The sequence below is a fragment of the Marinisporobacter balticus genome (assembly GCF_004345705.1).
In the GTDB taxonomy this organism is placed as follows: domain Bacteria; phylum Bacillota; class Clostridia; order Peptostreptococcales; family Thermotaleaceae; genus Marinisporobacter; species Marinisporobacter balticus.
Window position 1 is genome coordinate 1 of the sequence record NZ_SLWV01000016.1, and the last position, 19,831, is coordinate 19,831.

General features: G+C 32.3%; 17 protein-coding genes, 3 pseudogenes and 2 other annotated features. Of the genes and pseudogenes, 5 read left to right on the top strand and 15 right to left on the bottom strand.

Translation table 11 applies throughout. The features are described from left to right. Positions 1–73 precede the first annotated feature (73 nt). From cimA to EV214_RS11460, 5 genes are all read right to left on the bottom strand, one after another. Positions 74–1,714: a citramalate synthase gene (gene cimA, locus EV214_RS11440; protein ID WP_132245890.1), complete on the bottom strand. Its 1,641-nt coding sequence runs from the start codon at positions 1,712–1,714 to the stop codon at positions 74–76. Between the two features lie 59 nt (positions 1,715–1,773). After that, positions 1,774–2,005, bottom strand: a binding site (T-box leader). Positions 2,006–2,062: 57 nt separating this feature from the next. Continuing rightward, on the bottom strand, positions 2,063–3,721 hold the full coding sequence (gene ilvB, locus EV214_RS11445; protein WP_132245892.1) for a biosynthetic-type acetolactate synthase large subunit: 1,659 nt from the start codon (positions 3,719–3,721) through the stop codon (positions 2,063–2,065). Between the two features lie 29 nt (positions 3,722–3,750). Continuing rightward, entirely contained in the window at positions 3,751–4,743 is a 993-nt protein-coding gene (gene ilvC / locus EV214_RS11450; RefSeq protein ID WP_132245894.1) for a ketol-acid reductoisomerase, read from the bottom strand. Positions 4,744–4,794: 51 nt separating this feature from the next. Then, a complete protein-coding gene (gene ilvN / locus EV214_RS11455; protein ID WP_132245896.1) occupies positions 4,795–5,082 on the bottom strand; it encodes an acetolactate synthase small subunit in 288 nt (95 codons plus the stop codon). Positions 5,083–5,221: 139 nt separating this feature from the next. After that, positions 5,222–5,497: a binding site (T-box leader), on the bottom strand. Between the two features lie 256 nt (positions 5,498–5,753). After that, positions 5,754–6,317 carry an HD domain-containing protein gene (locus tag EV214_RS11460; protein WP_132245898.1) on the bottom strand — a complete coding sequence of 188 codons (564 nt, stop codon included), beginning with the start codon at positions 6,315–6,317 and terminating at the stop codon, positions 5,754–5,756. A 220-nt stretch (positions 6,318–6,537) separates the two neighbouring features. On the opposite strand from EV214_RS11460, the pseudogene EV214_RS11465 reads away from it, so the two are divergent. Then, positions 6,538–7,608 (top strand): annotated as a pseudogene (locus EV214_RS11465) (IS630 family transposase). Positions 7,609–7,734: 126 nt separating this feature from the next. Next, positions 7,735–8,016 (top strand): hypothetical protein, encoded by a 282-nt coding sequence (locus EV214_RS11470; protein ID WP_132245900.1) that lies wholly within the window; start codon positions 7,735–7,737, stop codon positions 8,014–8,016. 36 nt (positions 8,017–8,052) lie between these two features. Here the strand turns inward: EV214_RS11470 and EV214_RS19490 are convergent. Continuing rightward, positions 8,053–8,193: pseudogene (locus tag EV214_RS19490) on the bottom strand (DUF255 domain-containing protein); the annotation flags it as partial. A 904-nt stretch (positions 8,194–9,097) separates the two neighbouring features. On the opposite strand from EV214_RS19490, the pseudogene ltrA reads away from it, so the two are divergent. From ltrA to EV214_RS11490, 3 genes and pseudogenes are all read left to right on the top strand, one after another. Further along, positions 9,098–10,297 (top strand): annotated as a pseudogene (gene ltrA, locus EV214_RS19125) (group II intron reverse transcriptase/maturase); the annotation flags it as partial. A gap of 90 nt (positions 10,298–10,387) precedes the next feature. Beyond that, positions 10,388–10,843, top strand: coding sequence for an HNH endonuclease (locus EV214_RS19130; RefSeq protein WP_243116637.1), 456 nt, complete (start codon positions 10,388–10,390; stop codon positions 10,841–10,843). A 195-nt stretch (positions 10,844–11,038) separates the two neighbouring features. Continuing rightward, complete coding sequence (locus tag EV214_RS11490; RefSeq protein WP_132245906.1) at positions 11,039–11,674, top strand: helix-turn-helix domain-containing protein; 636 nt, start codon at positions 11,039–11,041, stop codon at positions 11,672–11,674. A 188-nt stretch (positions 11,675–11,862) separates the two neighbouring features. Here the strand turns inward: EV214_RS11490 and tnpA are convergent, their stop codons facing one another. The 9 genes from tnpA to mutY form a co-directional block, all read right to left on the bottom strand. Beyond that, on the bottom strand, positions 11,863–12,306 hold the full coding sequence (tnpA, locus tag EV214_RS11495; protein WP_132245908.1) for an IS200/IS605 family transposase: 444 nt from the start codon (positions 12,304–12,306) through the stop codon (positions 11,863–11,865). A 241-nt stretch (positions 12,307–12,547) separates the two neighbouring features. After that, positions 12,548–13,897: an MATE family efflux transporter gene (locus EV214_RS11500; protein ID WP_132245910.1), complete on the bottom strand. Its 1,350-nt coding sequence runs from the start codon at positions 13,895–13,897 to the stop codon at positions 12,548–12,550. 92 nt (positions 13,898–13,989) lie between these two features. Continuing rightward, on the bottom strand, positions 13,990–14,256 hold the full coding sequence (locus EV214_RS11505) for a hypothetical protein (protein WP_165916344.1): 267 nt from the start codon (positions 14,254–14,256) through the stop codon (positions 13,990–13,992). Between the two features lie 11 nt (positions 14,257–14,267). Then, positions 14,268–16,328, bottom strand: coding sequence for a ferrous iron transport protein B (gene feoB, locus EV214_RS11510; RefSeq protein WP_132245914.1), 2,061 nt, complete (start codon positions 16,326–16,328; stop codon positions 14,268–14,270). Then, positions 16,329–16,556 carry a FeoA family protein gene (locus EV214_RS11515; RefSeq protein ID WP_132245916.1) on the bottom strand — a complete coding sequence of 76 codons (228 nt, stop codon included), beginning with the start codon at positions 16,554–16,556 and terminating at the stop codon, positions 16,329–16,331. A 45-nt stretch (positions 16,557–16,601) separates the two neighbouring features. Beyond that, positions 16,602–16,787, bottom strand: a complete 186-nt coding sequence (locus EV214_RS19495) for an ATP-binding cassette domain-containing protein (protein WP_132245918.1) — start codon at positions 16,785–16,787, stop codon at positions 16,602–16,604. Positions 16,788–16,794: 7 nt separating this feature from the next. Beyond that, complete coding sequence (locus tag EV214_RS19500; protein WP_132245920.1) at positions 16,795–17,142, bottom strand: hypothetical protein; 348 nt, start codon at positions 17,140–17,142, stop codon at positions 16,795–16,797. Positions 17,143–17,357: 215 nt separating this feature from the next. After that, positions 17,358–18,335, bottom strand: a complete 978-nt coding sequence (locus tag EV214_RS11530; protein WP_132245922.1) for a helix-turn-helix domain-containing protein — start codon at positions 18,333–18,335, stop codon at positions 17,358–17,360. Between the two features lie 277 nt (positions 18,336–18,612). After that, positions 18,613–19,737, bottom strand: a complete 1,125-nt coding sequence (gene mutY, locus EV214_RS11535) for an A/G-specific adenine glycosylase (RefSeq protein ID WP_132245924.1) — start codon at positions 19,735–19,737, stop codon at positions 18,613–18,615. Positions 19,738–19,831: the final 94 nt, after the last annotated feature.

Sequence of the window (19,831 nt, forward strand, 5' to 3'; positions counted from 1 at the left end):
TACTGGTGTTGTGATATCATTTCCTAGTACCATATCTAAATTGGCTTCAATAAATTGCCCTGCTTTTACATTTTCAAGCCCTGCATGTGCTGCTAATATCTTTTGTGTCATCGTCATTCCCATTGTTTTCTCCTCCTTCACTTTCTTCTAAATCTTTTATCAATTTATATTCAATAGAATCAGCAAGAGCAATCATACTTGCCTCAACAATATTAGTAGATACCCCTACTGTACTCCATAATTCTTTCCCATCAGTAGATTCAATAAGTACCCTTACCTTTGCACCTGTAGCTTCCTCTGCATTTAGTACCCTAACCTTATAATCTGTCAAATGAACAGCTTTAAGACTTGGATAAAACACTTCTAATGCTTTTCTTAACGCCTTATCTAAGGCATTTACAGGTCCATTGCCTTCTGTAGCAGTCATTTCTTCTTTTCCATCAACTCTTACTTTTATTAGCGCAGAAGAACTAAATGCATTCCTTGCAGGTTCTTCTTCAATTACTTTATAATAATTTACTTCAAAGAACGGTTTATATTTCCCTAGATACTTGCGCATAACCAGTTCAAAAGAACTTTCTGCACCTTCAAATTGATAGCCTATATGTTCTAACCGCTTTAACTCATCGATCAGTTCTTGTGTTTGTGATGAATTTTTTGTTAAATCTTTATCTATTTTTTGTATCATCGGCAAAATAGTTGTTTTTCCTGAAACCTCAGACATCAAAAATCTTCTCTTATTTCCAACATCTTCAGGTTGCATATGTTCAAACGAATGAGATGCTTTTTTCACACCATCAATATGCATGCCACCCTTATGGGCAAAAGCACTATTTCCAATATAAGGAGTACTCGCTTCTACTGTAACGTTTGTGATTTCTGCTACATATCTAGCCGTAGCGGTAAGGTTCACTATATTTTCTTTTGGTATACAAAAAAAACCTTTTTTAATTTGTAAATTCGGTATTATGGTAGAAATATTTGTATTTCCACATCTTTCTCCAAGCCCAATATACGTTCCTTGAACATGGTTAGCTCCTCCTTCTACTGCCATAATTGAATTCGCAACCGCCATGCCACAATCATTGTGACAATGAATGCCTACTGATACTGCTGGAAATGTTTCTACTACTTTCTTTGTTACTTCATAGACTTCATTTGGAAATGCGCCTCCATTTGTATCGCACAGCGCAAGGCAATCTGCACCTCCATCTCTTGCAACCTTTAATACTGCCAATGCATAAGCAGGATTTTCTTTATATCCATCAAAAAAATGCTCTGCATCAAATATAACTTCTTTTCCTTTTTCTTTTAAAAATCTTATAGTTTCTTCGATCATTCTCAAATTTTCTTCCAAAGAAGTTTTAATAATATCTGTCACATGGAAATCCCAAGCTTTCCCGAAAATAGCTACTACTTCAGTATTGGCTGTTAACAAGGACTGTACGTTTTCATCTTCTTTAACGGAAATATTTTTTCTTCTAGTACTTCCAAATGCAGTTAATTTTGAAGTTTTTAAGTTTATTTCTTTCACTCTTTTAAAAAATTCTAAATCCTTAAAATTTGATCCTGGATTTCCTGCTTCAATATAGCTTACACCTAAACGGTCTAAAGATTTTACGATTTTCAACTTATCTTCGACAGAGAAAGAAACCCCTCCAGCCTGCGCGCCATCTCTCAACGAAGAATCAAATATTTTCACCTGATGAGACATTGTTATCCTCCTCTCTTTACGTTATTTGGGTAAAAAAACATCCCTGAACAATATTTTTATTCAGGGACTAAAATTTTTCCGCAATACCACCCTAGTTTACTTCCATTTAGAAGTCGCTCTCCAGATTCTATCAAATCCTAGCCTATAACGGAGCTTACCGTTCATATCCTACTCAATTTTCGGAAGAATTGCTCAGGAGGGATTCACTTTTTACCACAGTATCGATTTACACCAAGCACCGACTCTCTGAAACTGCCTCTGTAAAAAATCTGTCTCCTTCACAGCTTTTATCTGTATATATTTTTCATAAAAAATTCTACCGATACAGGTATATAAAATATTTGTAAACTATTCTAAAATAATATGATTAATAGGTTTTCCAGGTGGAACCATAGGAAATACATTATCATCCTTAGATAAAATACATTCTATTACAGTAGCTTTTCTCGTCTTTACAGCTTCTTTTAATGCATCTTCTAAATCACATATTTTGTCTACCTGTCTGCCTCTTAAGCCATAAGCTTCTACCAACTTCATATAGTTCACTTCTCCTGTAATATCTGTTTCTGAATAGCGTCCATTACAAAACATTTGCTGCCACTGGCGAACCATACCTAATGTAGCGTTATTAAATAGAAGGGTAATAATAGGTAATTTGTATTTTGATACAGTCGCTAATTCATTACAATTCATTCTAAAACTTCCATCTCCAGCTATATGCAGTACCTTTTTATTAGGATTACCAACTTGAACACCAATGGCTGCGCCTAATCCATACCCCATTGTCCCTAATCCCCCGGATGTTATAAATGTTCTAGGTTTTTTAAATGGGAAGTGTTGTGCTGTCCACATCTGATGCTGCCCTACTTCTGTTGTAACAACTGTATCTTCCCCTAAAATATTCCATGCACACTGAAGAATATCTTTGGCTTTAAATGTTTTCTCTTCTGCTATTTTCTTTACTTTCCAATCGTCAATCTGCGCGAGCCATTCGCTTCTATCTTTATTTACAATGATTTTACATAAATCAACTATAACTTTTTTCACATCTCCTAATATCCATAAATCTACATCTTTATTTTTTCCTATTTCAGATTGATCAATATCTATATGAATCACTTTTGCCTTAGCACCAAATTCTTCTGCTACACCGATCACACGATCACTAAACCGGGCACCAATTGCAATAATCAAATCACTACCACAAACAGCCATATTTGATTCTTTCATCCCATGCATACCAACAAGTCCGAGAGAAAGCGCATGCTCTCTTGGGAAATTTCCTAAACCCATTAAGGTATTTACTACAGGAATATTTCCCTTAGTAGCTAATTCGTATAATTCTTGTGAAGCCTCTGATAAGATAACCCCACCCCCAGCATAAATCACTGGTTTTGTTGACCCATTAATGAGGTTTGCCGCTCTCATTAGCATATTATTATTTGCTTCATTAGAAAAACTTTCATTTTCTTTTGTTCTTTGCTTTTTCACATAGGTTACTTTTTCTAAAAATACATTTTTAGGAATATCTATTAGTACAGGTCCAGGTCTACCACTTCTAGCTATTTCAAAAGCGTCTCTAATAACATCTGCTAATTTTCCAATATCTCTTACAAAATAATTTTGTTTTGTAATCGGTAGCGTAACCCCTGTAATGTCTATTTCTTGAAATGAATCCTTCCCTAGTAAATTAGCTGGCACTTGACCTGTAATTACCACTAAAGGGACTGAATCCAAATAAGCTGTCGCAATACCCGTTACCGTATTTGTAGCACCAGGGCCTGAAGTTGCAAAGCAAACGCCTACTTTACCTGTACTTCGTGCATATCCATCTGCACCATGAGATGCTCCTTGTTCATGGCAGGTCATTATATGCTGAAAATGATCCATTTGATCATATAGCGCATCATATAGGGGAATAACTGCTCCTCCTGGATATCCAAATATTTTGTCTACCTCTTGCTCTTTTAGACATGCTAATACAAGTTCTGCCCCAGTAAGTTTCATATTAATCCTGACCTCCTATTTTCTGCCTTTTATTTTTTCAACCAAGACATCATTGATCTTAACTCTTTTCCTACGTTTACAATCGGATGTGTTAATTCTGCTTGTTTCATTGCATTAAATACTGGACGATTTGCCATATTCTCTACAATCCAATCTTTTGCAAAGTTTCCTGTTTGGATTTCTTTTAATACTTTTTTCATTTCTTTTCTTGTTTCTTCATTCACAATTCTTCTACCAATCATGTAATCTCCATATTCAGCCGTATCGCTAACACTGTAGCGCATATTTTCAAATCCACCTTCGTATAATAGATCTACAATTAATTTCAATTCATGAAGACATTCAAAGTATGCAATCTCTGGTTGATATCCCGCTTCAACCAATGTATCAAATCCAGCTTTGATAAGTTCTGTAGCGCCACCACATAATACAGCCTGCTCACCGAATAAATCTGTTTCGGTTTCTTCTTTGAATGATGTCTCAAGTACACCTGCTCTTGCTGCTCCTATTCCTTTTGCATAAGCTAATGCAAAATCACGTGCTTTTCCTGTATAATCTTGATGTATTGCATATAATGCTGGAACTCCGCCACCTTCTTCGTATACACGTCTCACTAAATGTCCTGGTCCTTTTGGTGCTACCATGAATACGTCTACATTTTCAGGCGGAACAATTTGATTAAAATGAATATTAAATCCATGCGCAAAAGCGAGTGCGTCTCCATCATTTAGATAAGGTGCTACAGATTCTTTATAAAGATTTGCTTGTCTTTCATCTGGCACAAGCATCATCACCACATTACTTTCCTTTACTGCTTCATGAACCTCCATTACCTCTAGTCCGCTATTTTTCACTTTATCCCATGATTTGCTACCCTTATAAAGACCTACTACAACTTCTACACCACTTTCCTTTAAATTCAGTGCATGTGCATGTCCTTGGCTACCAAATCCTACCACTGCTACTTTTTTTCCTTCAAATAATTGTAAATCAGCATCTTTTTCATAATACATTTTTGCCATTTTCAATCTCTCCTTTATCTCTCTATAGTTATTTAAATTAATAAAATTAATTTACATGACTCTATACAAATCAGTTTCTTTTGTCACTGCATGTTCAGATAATGCTTCCTCCATCGTTTTTACATGATGCACATCAACAATCTTTTCTATTAAATACATAGCTCTCTCAATATTGTAGTCATCTTCTTTTGTTGTAATCATCAAATGTGCTAATGACGGATTTTCTGTTTCTACCATACTGATGGATTTCATATGGAATGCTCTTCGTCTCAAAAGACCTACAACACGCATCAAAACCTCTGGTTGATTATTCACTTCTACAAATAAAATTCTATTCACGGGGTTCACTCCTTCATTTATCCATTTTTTCAATATTTTTCCAATTTCAATTGTGAGAATTGTTCCTTTAAAATATTTGTCTTATGGCAAATAAGGATAAATAAAAAATCCCCCATCCCTAAGACACAAATCCTTGTATCCTAGGGACGAGAGATTTTCTCGTGTTACCACCCTAATTTACAATTCACTCACATGAATTGCCTCTTCAAGTCAAAGATAAATTTTTCTTTAACCCTAGCCATATAACGGTAGCACTTCTACAAATTGTAGAATCCCGGCCTTGTTTACTCCAACATGTGTTTCAACTCGGCAGTTCAGGAGTGATTATTATATACTACTTTAACACTGATTTTCAGCAACCATCAGCTCTCTGTAGTTAAAGAATTAGCATTTTTCTCTCCTTCGTAACTATTAGAAATATTCTGTTAAATAAGTTAAACATATTGTACTATCTATCAAAAGATTAGTCAACCTATTTTTCAATTTTTTTAAAAATTATTTTTTTTGTTTTATTGATAGTCATTTCAATACACGTGTGTATTTCAAAGTTGCAAACGTTATCACCAGAACAACCTTTTTGTTCATCATCCAAACCTCCTATTGATATTTAATTTCCTTTATATATTCGTCAAAAGATAAAAATTGGAGCAGTTTTTATCTTTTCCAATTCTTTATAACCCTATTTCATTAGCAATTTCTACCATTGCGTTTAAGGATAGTTCTGCAAATTCAGAGAATTCTATCCCCAAATGGTTAATAGATTTCATCGCTTGTCTATTTGCTCCTGCTGCAAATCTAGTATCTTTCATTCTTTTTATAATGGATTTTACTTTTACACTTTTTATCTTTTGATCAGGATAAACAAGTGTAATGGCTCTAATAAATCCTGTTATAGGATCAGCTGCATATAAAGCTCTGTCCATTATGCTTTCTATTTTTGAACCATTTGCTGGATTATGCGCACAAATTGCACTATACATAGCTTCATTTCCAAAACCTTCTTCTTTTAATACTTCGATGGCTTTAGGTCCATGTAAAGACATATCTGTTTGCCAATCTACTAAATCATTATCCAAATCATGAAGTAATCCTGCCATTCCCCATAGGTCTTCACTATCTGGTTCTAATTTTCTAGCCAATGCTCTCATTACATTTTCAACAGCATAAGAATGTGTAATAATATGCGGTGTTGTCACGTACTTATTTAGCATTGCTACTGCTTTCCTCCTATCCATATAAGGCCCCTCCAAAGTTATAATATATTCTAAAAAATTGTTTATTCCCTTTGTAAATACCTAAATTTGTAACTGACGCCGAAATATTATTTTTCAAATTTTCTTAATATATATAAATCGCAATAATACCTTTACATACCAAACATAACCAGCAAATAAATAACTCGCTCTATGGTATTATGTAAACAAATAATACTCTTAGAACAGATGGTGAATTATAATGAGTAAACTCACTAAACTTTTTGAACAAGATAACAATAATTCACAAATACAAGAAATAAAGAAAACTATGAAGCAAACTAAAGAAAAGCGGATGTATTTGAGATATTTGGTTATTTATTATCATCTCAAAGAGTATACAATTGTTGATATATCAAAAATAGTTGATCCTTGTGAACATACTGTAGGTAGTTATATTAAAAAATATAACTCTCAAGGAATTGAAGGTTTAGTCCCTGGTTGCAGTCCTGGTGCTCCACGTAAGCTTACACAGGAACAAGAACAACTTCTCAAGGAAATTATTATTACTAAAACGCCTGATGAAGTTGGATTTCCATCAAGAAAAAATTGGGATTTAAATATTGCCAGACAATGGATACAGAAAAAATTTGGAGTTGAGTATAGTTTACGTGGCATGCTTGAAGTATTACACCACCTAAATCTTAGCTATACAAGACCAACATATACCTTAGCAAAAGCCGATCCAGAAAAGCAGGAAATTTTCAAACAAGAGTTTGAACTTTTAAAAAAAGCTGATTGACGGAAAAATTAAATTGACCATCTTCTTTTTCAAGATGAATCTATGATTCGTGATTACCAAGCTATTGCAAAAACATGGTTTTTAAAAGGTAAACAGCGGATAATCCCTACTTATGGAAAACATCATGGGGTTAAACTTTTAGGCGTATTAAACTATGAAACCGGGCATATTTACTGCACTGAAGAAGAAAAATATGATGCGCAAATATTTTTGGAATTTCTCAAGAAAATTTTACAAGTATATTCAACAGGGAAAATTGTTATGGTGTTAGATAACGCGCGTATCCATCATGCAAAACTACTACAACCATTTTTACAGGAACATAAAGATCGATTAGAGTTTGCATTTCTACCACCATATAGTCCTCAACTAAATTTGATAGAAGGACTATGGGGATGGCTTAAAAGTGATGTCCTATATAATGTTTTTTATTCTACTGTCAATGATATTCGTACTGCTGTTGAAGGTTTTATTTCAAATATTAACGAATCACCTCAACAAATCATTAATCGGTTATGTGTACGCATGTAAAATGTTTGTTGCGTTATATATATCATTAATTCTAATATAAATTTCATCAAAAATCAATTAGATAATAAATATGAAGAACTTGATAAATATAGTAAGGCATTAGAACGTGTAAATGATGCATATGATATGGGTGATTATTCGAGAGATGAATGGACAGAAAGAAAAATAAAATGGGAATTAAAGATTCAAGATGCCGAAAATGAAATTAAAAAGTTTGAAAGAGAAATTAATAGTGTAAAACTTATTACAAATGAAGAAAGGATTTTTTATTTAAAAAGAGCATTGGATGAGTTAGATACTACATTAAACCCATCTGAAAGAAATAAAATTTATAAAGACGCAATAGAATGGATAAGATGGACAAGATTGAATGATGATAATCCTAAAATTAAAGTAAATTTTATATAAGGGGTTAAAAGTTGAAGATAAACTATTTTTTTAAGTTTATGAGTTATAAGTACAATGGTTTATTACACCAACATGGCACCAATGACAGGTACTGTAGCCTATTGATAAAAAGATAGGTTTATCTTCATTTTTTGCTTTTTCAAAAGCTTCGTCCCCCCAGGGGTACCAGTTAACCGGATTGTCGGCATGCTACAGAAGATAGGGTGATTTTTCATCTATTAGCTTATTTGTATTATTATAGGTCATAATAAAACCTCCAATTCATGCATCAGTTGATTTACATTTAATTTTAGTTTTAGTATACCAACAAATTTAATCATGTATTCAACACTATATCCTTTACTATTTTTTATTTTCAACATTATTTTATCGAATCCTTTATCTGAAACTAATAAAATTGTGAAGTAAGGATTATTTATATAATGTGGTGCGACAAGAAGTCGCTAATTAGTAGTATTTCGTAAGAAACTGCGTTAGTTACTAAGCGCATCCCCCCTTGAAACTGCACTCCGAGTAATTGGTTTGTAGGTTGCATGAGAGGTAAGTACCTAAGGTCATTGCTTTACGTAGACGCAATGCTGGGTTAGGGGAAAAATGGAAAGTATAAACGAAAGTTGAACCTTTGTAATCTTCGTTAAAGAAGATAAGCGTACTGCGGAGTAACAAGCTTAATATGGATAGGAAAGATTGAATCGCATTCCAATCGTGCAGTAACCCATATATCCATCGGAGTAAAGAAGGATGCTTACCCATTTGAATCTACTATTAGTGGAACTTGGTAAACCCTTTGTGTTCCTCGATAGAGGTAGGGCAATCGTAAGAAAGCTACAATACCAGAGGGTAAAGGATTGTGGAGAAAGCAAATGCCAGTAGGACGAAAGTTCAGGGGAAAAATAACCCGCTGGATAGAGTTTTATAGCTCACTCTAAAGAGGGCAGACTTCCACGTGGTCATCAACACGAAAGGAAACGTAAAGAAGAATCTTTTTAAGGAGATACATGTTTTGAAAACTATTACTAAAATTAATACGTCGGCTGTTTCTCCACATATACAGAGCTGGTCATTAATAGACTAGAAGAAAATATACAAATATGTGAAGAAACTTCGCCAACGGGTTTTTCGTGCCGAACAGTTGGGACAGAAAAGAAAAGTAAGAAAGCTTCAAAGGCTAATGATTAGAAGTAATGCTAATTTGCTACTGTCAATAAAGAGAGTTACGCAAATTAATAAAGGCAAAAAAACAGCTGGTGTTGATGGTCATATTGCACTCAATTCAAGTGATAGATTGAGATTGTATAACCTTCTCAAAGAATATAACATTAAACATATTAGACCAAAGCCAGCAAAAAGAGTATACATACCTAAGAAAAACGGTAAAATGCGTCCTTTAGGAATACCCGTTATAAAAGACAGGATATTTCAAAACATTGTTAAAAATGCACTGGAGCCACAATGGGAAGCGAGATTTGAAGCTTCTTCATATGGATTCAGACCTAAACGAAGCACTCAAGATGCCATTGTTAACCTATTTACCAAACTGTCATCAAGGAGTACACGGCAGTGGATATTCGAGGGAGACTTCAAGGGTTGCTTTGATAATCTCAATCATCAATACATTATGGAATGTTTAAAGGGGTTTCCTGCTAAAAAAACTATATACAAATGGTTAAAAGCAGGATATGGTGATAATAACTCATTTAATAATACAGATTCTGGAATTCCACAAGGAGGACTTGTCTCCCCTTTGTTAGCAAATATAGCCCTGCATGGTATGGAAGAAGAACTTGGAGTAAGATACTACCGAGATAGATGAAATCATATATTAGCTAGGAATTCAGTTGGAGTAGTAAAGTATGCTGATGATTTTGTAGTTGTATGTAAAACAAAAGAAGAAGCCATAAATATGTATGAAAAGCTTAAACCATACCTCAATAAAAGAGGACTAACACTTGCAGATGAGAAGACTAAAGTTTCGCATATTAGTGAAGGATTCAATCTAAGACAGTACAAAACTAATAATGGTATGCGATTATTAATAAAACCATCAAAGGCAAGTATAAAAAAAGCCAGAGAAACAATAAAGAATATGTTTATACAACTACGAGGGAGACCAGTCGGGGACTTAATAAAAAAATTAAATCCAATAATAAGAGGGATAGGAAACTGCTGGTCAAGTCAAGTTGCAAAGAAGATATTCGGCAATATTGACAGGTATATATGGATTAAGGTAAGAAAACATCTGGAAATTTTACACTCTAACAAGTCATTTAAATGGATATACAGAAAGTATTTCAGAGCAGACTATACAGGTGTAAGTAAAGATAAATGGATACTAACAAATTCTCATGATAACAAGACCCAGTTATTTAAAATGAGTTGGATACCAATAGTGAGGCATGCTGTAGTTAAGTACAGAAATAGCCCTGATGATGCCAGTTTAAAAGAGTATTTTGAGAAAAGAGATAAGAAGGAGTTCATAAAAGACAATGTTTTAAGCAAAAGGAAGTTAGCAAAATGTAGTAATTATAAATGTAGAGTATGTAAACAATCATTAGTGGGAGAAGAGTCTTTAAAAATTAATCAAATTGTACCTTATAAATTAGGCGGTGATGAATGCTATGACAACCTAGAATTATTACATCAAAGTTGTCAGCAATATCATCGAATACTCCTTGAAAAATATGGAGGAGGAAGAGATTTATCCAAAATCGTTACCCACTTCAAGAATAATCAAGTAGAACCTAACAGCAAAGAAGGATATGAGTTGATTAAGAAGGCTTTCAAAAAATTCAAATACCAATCTGTTTTAGATAAAAAGATGGCTTGAGCCGTATGTGTGGAAACATACAATTACGGTTCTTAGGGGGGGAAGGAGCCGAAAGGCTCCCTACCTACCCGACTATAAAGAAAACGGCTTAATATAAGCGTTGCAACTGATAGTTGCGAAATCGCAAGTGCTATTTGGTGGTATGCAACCATAAAAAATGTTAAACTTATTCCATAAAACAAAGGAGGTATTTTAATGTCATTAGGTGAAAAAATTCAAATATTGAGAAAATTAAAGGGCTTATCACAAGAGGAATTGGCTTCTGCTCTTGGCGTGTCCAGACAAGCTCTATCAAAATGGGAGTGTAATACTTCAATTCCTGATATTAGTAAAATCGTTGCATTAAGCAACTATTTTAGTGTTTCCACAGACTATCTGTTAAAAGATGAGTATATAGATGAAAATGTGGTCTTAAGTACGGAAACAAAGAAACAAAGTGGAAATATCCCTATTGCTATTTCTACCGCAATAATCACAATAGGTCTTATTATCGCATTCGCAATGGCTAATGATGGAACTCTGTTTTTCTATTGGGAATTCAGTTCTGCTGCATTAGGCATAGGCATCCAAATCATTGGAATATGTATTTATGAGGTTTTATATTTTAGTAAGCATTTTGAAATAAAAAACCAGTATTTATTTTGGGGCATCAATACTTGGCTATTATCCGCTATGCCGACTATTCTTTCATCAGGTGTATTATCAAAACTATTAAATGGATTTGAAGTTTTTCATTATTCCTTCAATATCATGTTATTTTACCTTATTTTTAATGGAGCACTGACATTCTATTTTTTTATTCTTTCAAAGAGATGGTACAATACAAAATGAGCAAAATCCGTACTTAGTCAAATACCACCGGCATAGCCGGTGGCTTGATTACGCCCTATAAGGGCACTGTTACTTGCAATCCTATAAGGATTTACAATAAACTATTTTAAAATCAGCCTTACTATATCATATCTTTTTCTATTTTGTTTATTTAACTTCTTTACATTTTGCCGTATTTACTTGCTCCCTTAAAAAGGGTTACTTTGGTTTTTGTTAACATATTTTTCTTCAGCTAAATCTTTATTTTCTTGATTTTTCATATAATTTCTTATAACCTGTTCATTTAGACCTACTGTACTAATGTAATATCCTCTTGCCCAAAAATGTTGTCCTTTAAAGTTCTGGCGCAATTTACTATGTCTCTCAAATATCATAATTGCACTCTTTCCTTTCAAATAACCTACTATTGATGATACAGAATATTTAGGTGGTATTTTTATACACATGTGTATATGATCAACGCACGCATGTGCTTCAAGTATCTCAATACCTTTATATTCGCATAGCGTGCGTAATATTTCCCCTATATCTCTCCTCAATTTCCCATATATTATTTTTCTTCTATACTTTGGTACAAATACTAAATGATATTTGCAATCCCATACTGTATGTGCTAATTTATTACTATACATTTTTAATCCTTTCCTATAGCATAGTAAGACCTTAACTATGTATTATAGGTGAGGATTTTTTATGTTCAATATTTCAGCATAGCTTTTGTTACTCTCCCCAGCATAGCTGGGGGTTTAGCGATTTTAATTAATACACTTTTTTATATACTATGAATTAGAATAAACATAGCCATACCCACTTTGCCGTGCACAGCAAAGTTAGGGTATAACACTCGTTCAAAATTGCTTATAAAAAATCTTATTACCCGAAAGATGCTTCTTGATGCAATGTTTTCCTAAATTCAACAATTACAAGACACATTGCCGTAATAAATACAATTATATCTGTAATAGGTATACTATACCAAACTCCTATTCCACCAAAAAATTTTGCTAATAGTAAAGTAAGTGGTATAAATAAAGCAATTTGTCTTAACATAATAATTAAACCCGCACTTCCTGCTTTTCCAATTGCCTGAAAAAATGTAATACTCATTATGAATATTCCAGATACAAAAAATGCCATGTTTCCTAATTTAAAATATTCAAAACCATATTCTATAAGCATTTGATCTTTTGTAAACAAGCTTAGAATCCACTTTGGTGCTAATTGCATTGGTATCCAGAAAACTAGACATAATCCAGTTGCTCCTATAGAGAACATTTTAACACTCTTTTTTACTCTATCAAATTTCTTAGCACCATAATTTATTCCAGCAATAGGCTGTAATCCTTGTGACATTCCCCAAATAGGAATAAAAGAAAACATCGTCACTCTCATTGTTATACCCATGATAACTAGTTGCTGATCATTTCCATATATTGTTATCATTCTATATAGAATCGTTTGTTGTACCAAGGTCATTACTTGCATCAGCATTGCTGAAAATCCTACTGATAAAACATCTGGAAGCACTTCCTTTTTAAATGCAGGTTTTTTAAGCTGAACCATATTGCTATATTTTTTAAAATATACTAAAGTCATTATCATTTGCATAATTTGAGATAACACTGTTGCATATGCAGCTCCACGAATACCTAAGTTGAGTACTTTTATAAAAATCGGGTCTAAAATGATATTCAGTATTGCACCTGCTCCCATAATAAGCATAGCTTCTTTCATCTTACCTTCTCCACGAATAATCATATTTGCACTTTGTACAAAATTAACAAATATTGACCCCACAAAAATAATTCTTAAATAGGCTTTAGCTAATGTAAATATATCCCCACTTAAACCTGTAAATCCTATTAAATAATCTGTAAATATTACGCCTATAACTGTCACTAACAATGATAATACAATATTACACATACTCATATTACTCATAATATCATCAATCTTTTTTATATCATTACTTCCAATTGCTCTAGACAGTACAGAAGCTGAACCTATTCCTATAAGCACTGCAATTCCATTATTTATAAGTGTCAGTGGATAAGTAACTGACACAGCAGCTAAAGCCTCTGATCCAACCAATCTACCTACAAATATCGCATCTACAAAGCTATATAAGCCTATTACAAGCATTCCAATAATTGCAGGTACAGATAACTTTATCATTAACTTAAAAATACTATCCTTCAATAACTCTTCTCTTTTTTCATCCATCTTAATTTCTCCTTACTTTATTTGTATAAAACTATCTTCTCTTTCATATGCAACACTTCTTTTAATCATTAAACGCCTTCTTAATCATCTTATTAAGAAGGCGTTTTTATACTTTTTAAATACGCTTTCCCTTCTTTAGAAACCATCCATACATGTAGCTCATTTTTTTTCATATCCTTTTTACTGCATCCCTTACAAATATTACAACCTGTATTATACCTTTGTAAATAGCCCATATTATAAAGCTGACCCACAGCTGTCTTAATAAGCATTTTATCTACATCTAATTTTCGCGCTAAATCTTCATAAGATAAAATTCTTCCTGTCTTTAATGCAACTAATATTTTATCTAATAACAATCGAATCACCTCTAAAAAATAATTGTTCCTATTCGATAAACAATGCCCCCTATAAAAAGTGCACTCACCATATAGTAACTTACAATTTTAATCGTCCATTTTAACGAATGTGTCTCAGCATTAACTGATACAATGGCTGCCATACATGGAATATTGAAATAATATGCAAACATAAAAGCAAGTGCAGAAGCCTTTGAAATAGATTCTAACATGACGGTTGATAAAGCAGATTGATCAAATTCAACAGCTCCTGAAATCATAATCCCTGAAAAGCTTGATATTCCTGTTCCTACTCCAAATAGCATGGATAGCACTCCTAAAGCACCTTCCTTGCTCATTATAGAAACAATCAATGCAATAAATAGTCTCCAATCTAATCCTAAAAGAGCTGCTACAGGCTCTACCGTTTTACCAATTGCATAAATTGGACTATTTTCAATATTTCCATCAGATGTATAGGACAAAGCCCATATTGTAACAGATACACCCACAATTACAACAAATGCTTTTTTCATAACATCTTTCATTTTACTCCAAACATGAAGAAAAATTCCTTTCCAGTTAGGTTTGTGATAAGGCGGAAGTTCCATAATCAGTCCCGTCCCCTCTTCTTCTTTTATAAACTTTGTTCTGAAAATCCAAGAGGTAAAAATAACATGGAAAATAGAACATATAAGTAACGCTACAATAACCCATATAGCATTTACACCAAAAAATAGACTTCCTACCAATCCTATCACTCCCCACATACTTGCACATGGCACAACCATACTAGTAGTAATTGTAAGAAGCCTTTGTTTCCATGAATCTATTACTCTAGATCCAGTGATCCCTGCCATATTACAACCAAAGCTCGTAACAAATGGCATAATAGACTTACCATGTAAACCAATCTTGCTCATAGTTGCATCAAATACATAAGCAACTCTTGCCATATATCCTATATCTTCCATAAAGCCGAAAACAAACACAACACCTGCAATAAATATTCCCATAAGCAATGCCATAGAGACTGAAGGGATAACAGCTTCTGTTACTAATGAAGCAATCCAATAAGAACCTGTCTTATTTAATAAAATATTTCGCAAGTTTAAACAAATCAGTGGAAGTATACTCCCTATCCCTATCATAAATGGCATAGCAATTGCCATACTGGCAATAAATCCTGCTAACATCATTAGAATTGCAATAGGTTTTCCAAAAATTCTATGTGTTGATAGTTTATCAAATCCAATTCTTTTTAAAGCATATCCTTCTTTTTTTGTCAAAACCCCATCTAAAACACTTTCTATCCATGCATATCTACAATTTGCTGCTTTTAAAGGTCCATCTATATTCCTTTTGATAATATGATGTATCACTTCCCATTGTTCTTTTGTAACATTTTCTTTAACAATCTCAACAATTTGTCTATCATTTTCAAGCAATCTTGCACTAATCCAATTACTACTACAATTTCCGATTCCTTCATCGGGTAGGATTTTTATAAGATCATTTAGTTCTTCTTTAAAAACATCCTCATATATTTTAAACAAAACATCTGTATGAAGAATCTTTTGATTTTCTTCTATTGTTTTGATTTTTCCTAATAGATTTTCAACGCCTTCTCCTTTTGCAGCAACCATAGGCACAATGGGTATTCCTAATTTTTCTTGTAGCTTTTCAATGTTAATCAGTTTGCCTTGTTCTTTCGCAATATCTATCATATTTAATACTGCAATTACGGGAACATTCATCCCTACCATCTCTGAAAGCAAATACATACTTCTCTCTAGCTGTGACGTATCCACCATTGTAATAATCATATCTACTTTATCAGAAATGATGAAGTCTCTAGCAATAAGCTCTTCTGCCGAATTAGCAGTCAAACTATATGTTCCAGGCAAATCTACAAGACTGTATTTTTTATGATTAAAATGAAATATACCACTTTTTTGCTCAACAGTTTTTCCAGGCCAATTTCCTACATGCTGTCTTGCACCAGTAAGTCTATTAAAAAGCGTTGATTTTCCTGTATTTGGCTGTCCTGCCAGCCCTATTTTTACAGGTCCTACTACAGCTACACTCTCCATTTATAATACCTCCTTTACAATTATTTTTTTAGCTTCTTCTTTACTTACAGCAATCATCGTGTCTCTAGCAAACAATAAAACTGGAGACTTTTTATCATTTTGAACAACTTCTATCATTGTTCCATTTGTCAACCCCATAGCTGTTATTTTACTTATAAACTTATTTGACCCTTCCAATTCTACGATTTGACATATGGTATTTTCCTTTTGTAAATTTAAACGAATCACCTGATCACCTCATATTTAATTAAATTAATTTTTTAAAATGTACCTTTAATCAATTTTCATATTTAAATAATAATCATTTTCTATATCTGAATAGGAAGTTACTTCATCAAGTATGACAATAGAACTATCCTTCAATATGGCTCTTGCAATAGATATTCTTTGCTCTTCTCCTCCACTAAGTTTGATACCATCTTCTCCAAGTAATGTATTATATCCCTCCGGTAGACTCATTATAAAATCATGGATTTATGGATTCAATAATTTCTTTCATGCTTTTATCTGAACCCATTCTAATATTTTCTGCTATACTATCATGTAACATAAAAACATTTTGAAATACAAAGGATACTTTATCCATCAATTGACCGAGTGTCGTTTTTCCTAATCCTGAAGGGCCTACAAGTGCAACTATATTTTTAGATTCTACCGTTAAGGGTAGATTTTTTATTACTTCTTTTTTATCATATTTAAATGTTATATGATGAAATGCTATTTCCCCTTCAATGTCTCCATCTAACCTTTTATTTCCTTCTCCTTGCTCTTCTTGTTCGATAATCTCTCTGACTTTTCCAGCTTCTTCTAGCAATAATGAAAAGTTTGATCCAAATTCTAATATAACTTTCCCCTTTCCTTATTGTTATGTTTATTTATTCTCTACAACTATTATATTGATAATGATTATCATTTTCTACTCCAAAGCAAATAAAAAATGCTCCGAAAAATAAAAAATCAAATTTGATTTTTATTTGGAACATTTTATCCTTCTATTATTAGATTTTTTAAAAAATATATCTAACCTAATCATTTTGATTTCCTATATTTTAGTGGTGTTATATCATTATATCTTTTGAATAAATTTGAAAATTTACTAGGATTTTCATAGCCTATTTCATTTGTAATCTCTAATATGGACATATCTGTATTTTTCAGTAAATATTTTGCTTTTTCGATCTTTACCTTTTTTATATATGCATACACAGTATCCCCTGTAATATCTTTAAATCCTTTTTGTAATTTATATACACTTGTATTTAATTTAACTGCCAATTCTTTCACAGAAGGTGTATTTTCAATGTTTTCATCAATAATTTCTTTCGCTTTCGTGATTCTTTGTACTTCTTTATTTTTAATATGTTTAAAATTTCCCTTTGCTTTTTCTTCAAGAAAAGTAGCTAAAAACTCAATTGTTTTTAATTTTAGCTTCATATAGCCTATCATATTATCACTAGAAATTGCATCTATCTGTTGTGCTATTTTTCTTAAATCATAACTAGCTTTTTCAATTATCAATATATTTTCATTAAATATACTTTTTATATTTTTTTGCCAATCGGTTATGAGTTGATCTTCCCGAATTGAATTTATAGCATTTTTAATGATATTAAAATTCATATGAATAGATATAGCTTTACAATTTATATATTTAAATTTAAAATAATCTAACTTATTCAATGTTTTATAAATGAAAAGATCTCCTTCTTTAAATCTATATTCTTTATAGTCTGGTAAGGATAAAATTTTTGTATCTCCACTATAACAATATCCTACTTCTAAAATATCATCATCTGATGCTCTATTATCAAAATCCATCTCCATTTTTAAGATATTAAATCCCGATATTTCTAATCCATCTTCTATTTTTATTCTAAAAAAATTTCCTTCCCCTAATTGATCTTTGATAACATATTTTTTTCCCAGCAATTCATCTAATGTTTTATAGCAGTATTTATCTTCAATATATTTGTAATAGTCATCCATTATATTTTTTTTGATTTTCATTTTAATCTAACACCCCCTTTTTAAAATCTATTTACTCTTCATTACTCATTATTTTTTTTATAATGATCTTGTCTACGCTATCTTTAATGAACTATAGCATTAACTTAATTGGCTCCAAAACGCATCGTCTCCTCTCTTTAAATCCACTTAATATGTTTATTCGATAAAATACAATATTTACATTTTAGCAATTATCATATATTTTTAAATATATAATATGTGGGCTTTTCGGAACATTCCATGTTTTTTTATGCGTCTTTTGTCATTACTACCTGTTTTATAGCTTACATACTTCGTCAGCTTTTATTGATTCTATTTCTTTTAATATTTTCATAAAAGCTGTAGGAAAAACATATTTTTCTATCTCATCGTGTAAAATCCATTTTATTTCTGGATCATCTATAGGACTTTCTTCAATAAGTTTAAAGAAATAAATTTTCATCTTCCATTTTAAATGGGTAAATATATGTTTCTTTTCAAACTGAAATTTCCCTTCTGTTACCTTCATACCATAGTTTTCTTCTAATTCTAATCGTATGCTTTTTCCATTTTCAAAATTCAATTCCCGTTCTGTAGCAGGTACGGCCCAAAGATTGGCAAGAAGGCCTTGTGTAGATCTTTTCATAATCAGTAATTTCTTCTTTTTATATACAATCGCCATTTCCACTTCAACTGTTTTTACTTTTGGTTTTTTCTTTTTTATAGGTAACGTTTCCTGTACCCCTAAGCTTTTTGCACTACATTCTAAAAAAAGAGGACAAGCAATACATTTTGGTGAAGTAGGTGTACAAATCAATGCACCTAATTCCATAAGTCCTTGGTTAAAAAAAGAAGGATTTTGGGGAGATACTACATGTCCTCCAATCTTCTCCATCTCTTTTCGTGTTTTACTTTCCGCTATATCTTCTTTTATATAGAATAACCTTGAAAAAACCCGCATTACATTTCCATCTACTGCAGCTGCCCTCTTTCCATAAGCAATACTTAAAATAGCCCCTGCCGTATAAGGGCCAATCCCTGGTATTTTTTTTATCTCTTCTAAAGTATCTGGCATATTTCCATTAAAATCTTCTACAATTACCTTTGCTCCTCTATGAAGATTTTTAGCTCTGGAATAATATCCTAATCCTTCCCACATCTTTAGTACTTCTTCTTCATGTGCATATGCCAAACTTTCAATATTGGGGAATTTATTGATAAAATTCAAGAAATACGGAATCACTGTATCTACTCTTGTCTGTTGTAACATGACCTCTGAAATCCATATATAGTAAGGATTATTTGTTTCTCTCCAAGGCAACTTCCTATGATTTTTTTCATACCACAAATTTAAATGTTTTTGTATATTTTCTATTTTTATTTTATTTATATTTTTCCAAGCCCCTAGTGTATAGCAAGTCATAATAATTGTCCCCTTCGCATAATTTTTACTTATTATATCATGTAAAAAGGATTTTAAAATTTCCAAGTATGAGATTTTATAAAATTCAGTAGAA

Bases quoted from the DNA above. Each gene is read 5' to 3' on its own strand.
- cimA (WP_132245890.1), bottom strand. From the start codon at position 1,714: ATGTCTCATCAGGTGAAAATATTTGATTCTTCGTTGAGAGATGGCGCG.
- ilvB (WP_132245892.1), bottom strand. From the start codon at position 3,721: ATGAAACTTACTGGGGCAGAACTTGTATTAGCATGTCTAAAAGAGCAA.
- ilvC (WP_132245894.1), bottom strand. From the start codon at position 4,743: ATGGCAAAAATGTATTATGAAAAAGATGCTGATTTACAATTATTTGAA.
- EV214_RS11460 (WP_132245898.1), bottom strand. From the start codon at position 6,317: ATGGATAGGAGGAAAGCAGTAGCAATGCTAAATAAGTACGTGACAACA.
- EV214_RS11470 (WP_132245900.1), top strand. From the start codon at position 7,735: ATGGGTGATTATTCGAGAGATGAATGGACAGAAAGAAAAATAAAATGG.
- EV214_RS19130 (WP_243116637.1), top strand. From the start codon at position 10,388: ATGAGTTGGATACCAATAGTGAGGCATGCTGTAGTTAAGTACAGAAAT.
- EV214_RS11490 (WP_132245906.1), top strand. From the start codon at position 11,039: ATGTCATTAGGTGAAAAAATTCAAATATTGAGAAAATTAAAGGGCTTA.
- tnpA (WP_132245908.1), bottom strand. From the start codon at position 12,306: ATGTATAGTAATAAATTAGCACATACAGTATGGGATTGCAAATATCAT.
- EV214_RS11500 (WP_132245910.1), bottom strand. From the start codon at position 13,897: ATGGATGAAAAAAGAGAAGAGTTATTGAAGGATAGTATTTTTAAGTTA.
- feoB (WP_132245914.1), bottom strand. From the start codon at position 16,328: ATGGAGAGTGTAGCTGTAGTAGGACCTGTAAAAATAGGGCTGGCAGGA.
- EV214_RS19495 (WP_132245918.1), bottom strand. From the start codon at position 16,787: ATGAGTCTACCGGAGGGATATAATACATTACTTGGAGAAGATGGTATC.
- EV214_RS11530 (WP_132245922.1), bottom strand. From the start codon at position 18,335: ATGAAAATCAAAAAAAATATAATGGATGACTATTACAAATATATTGAA.
- mutY (WP_132245924.1), bottom strand. From the start codon at position 19,737: ATGACTTGCTATACACTAGGGGCTTGGAAAAATATAAATAAAATAAAA.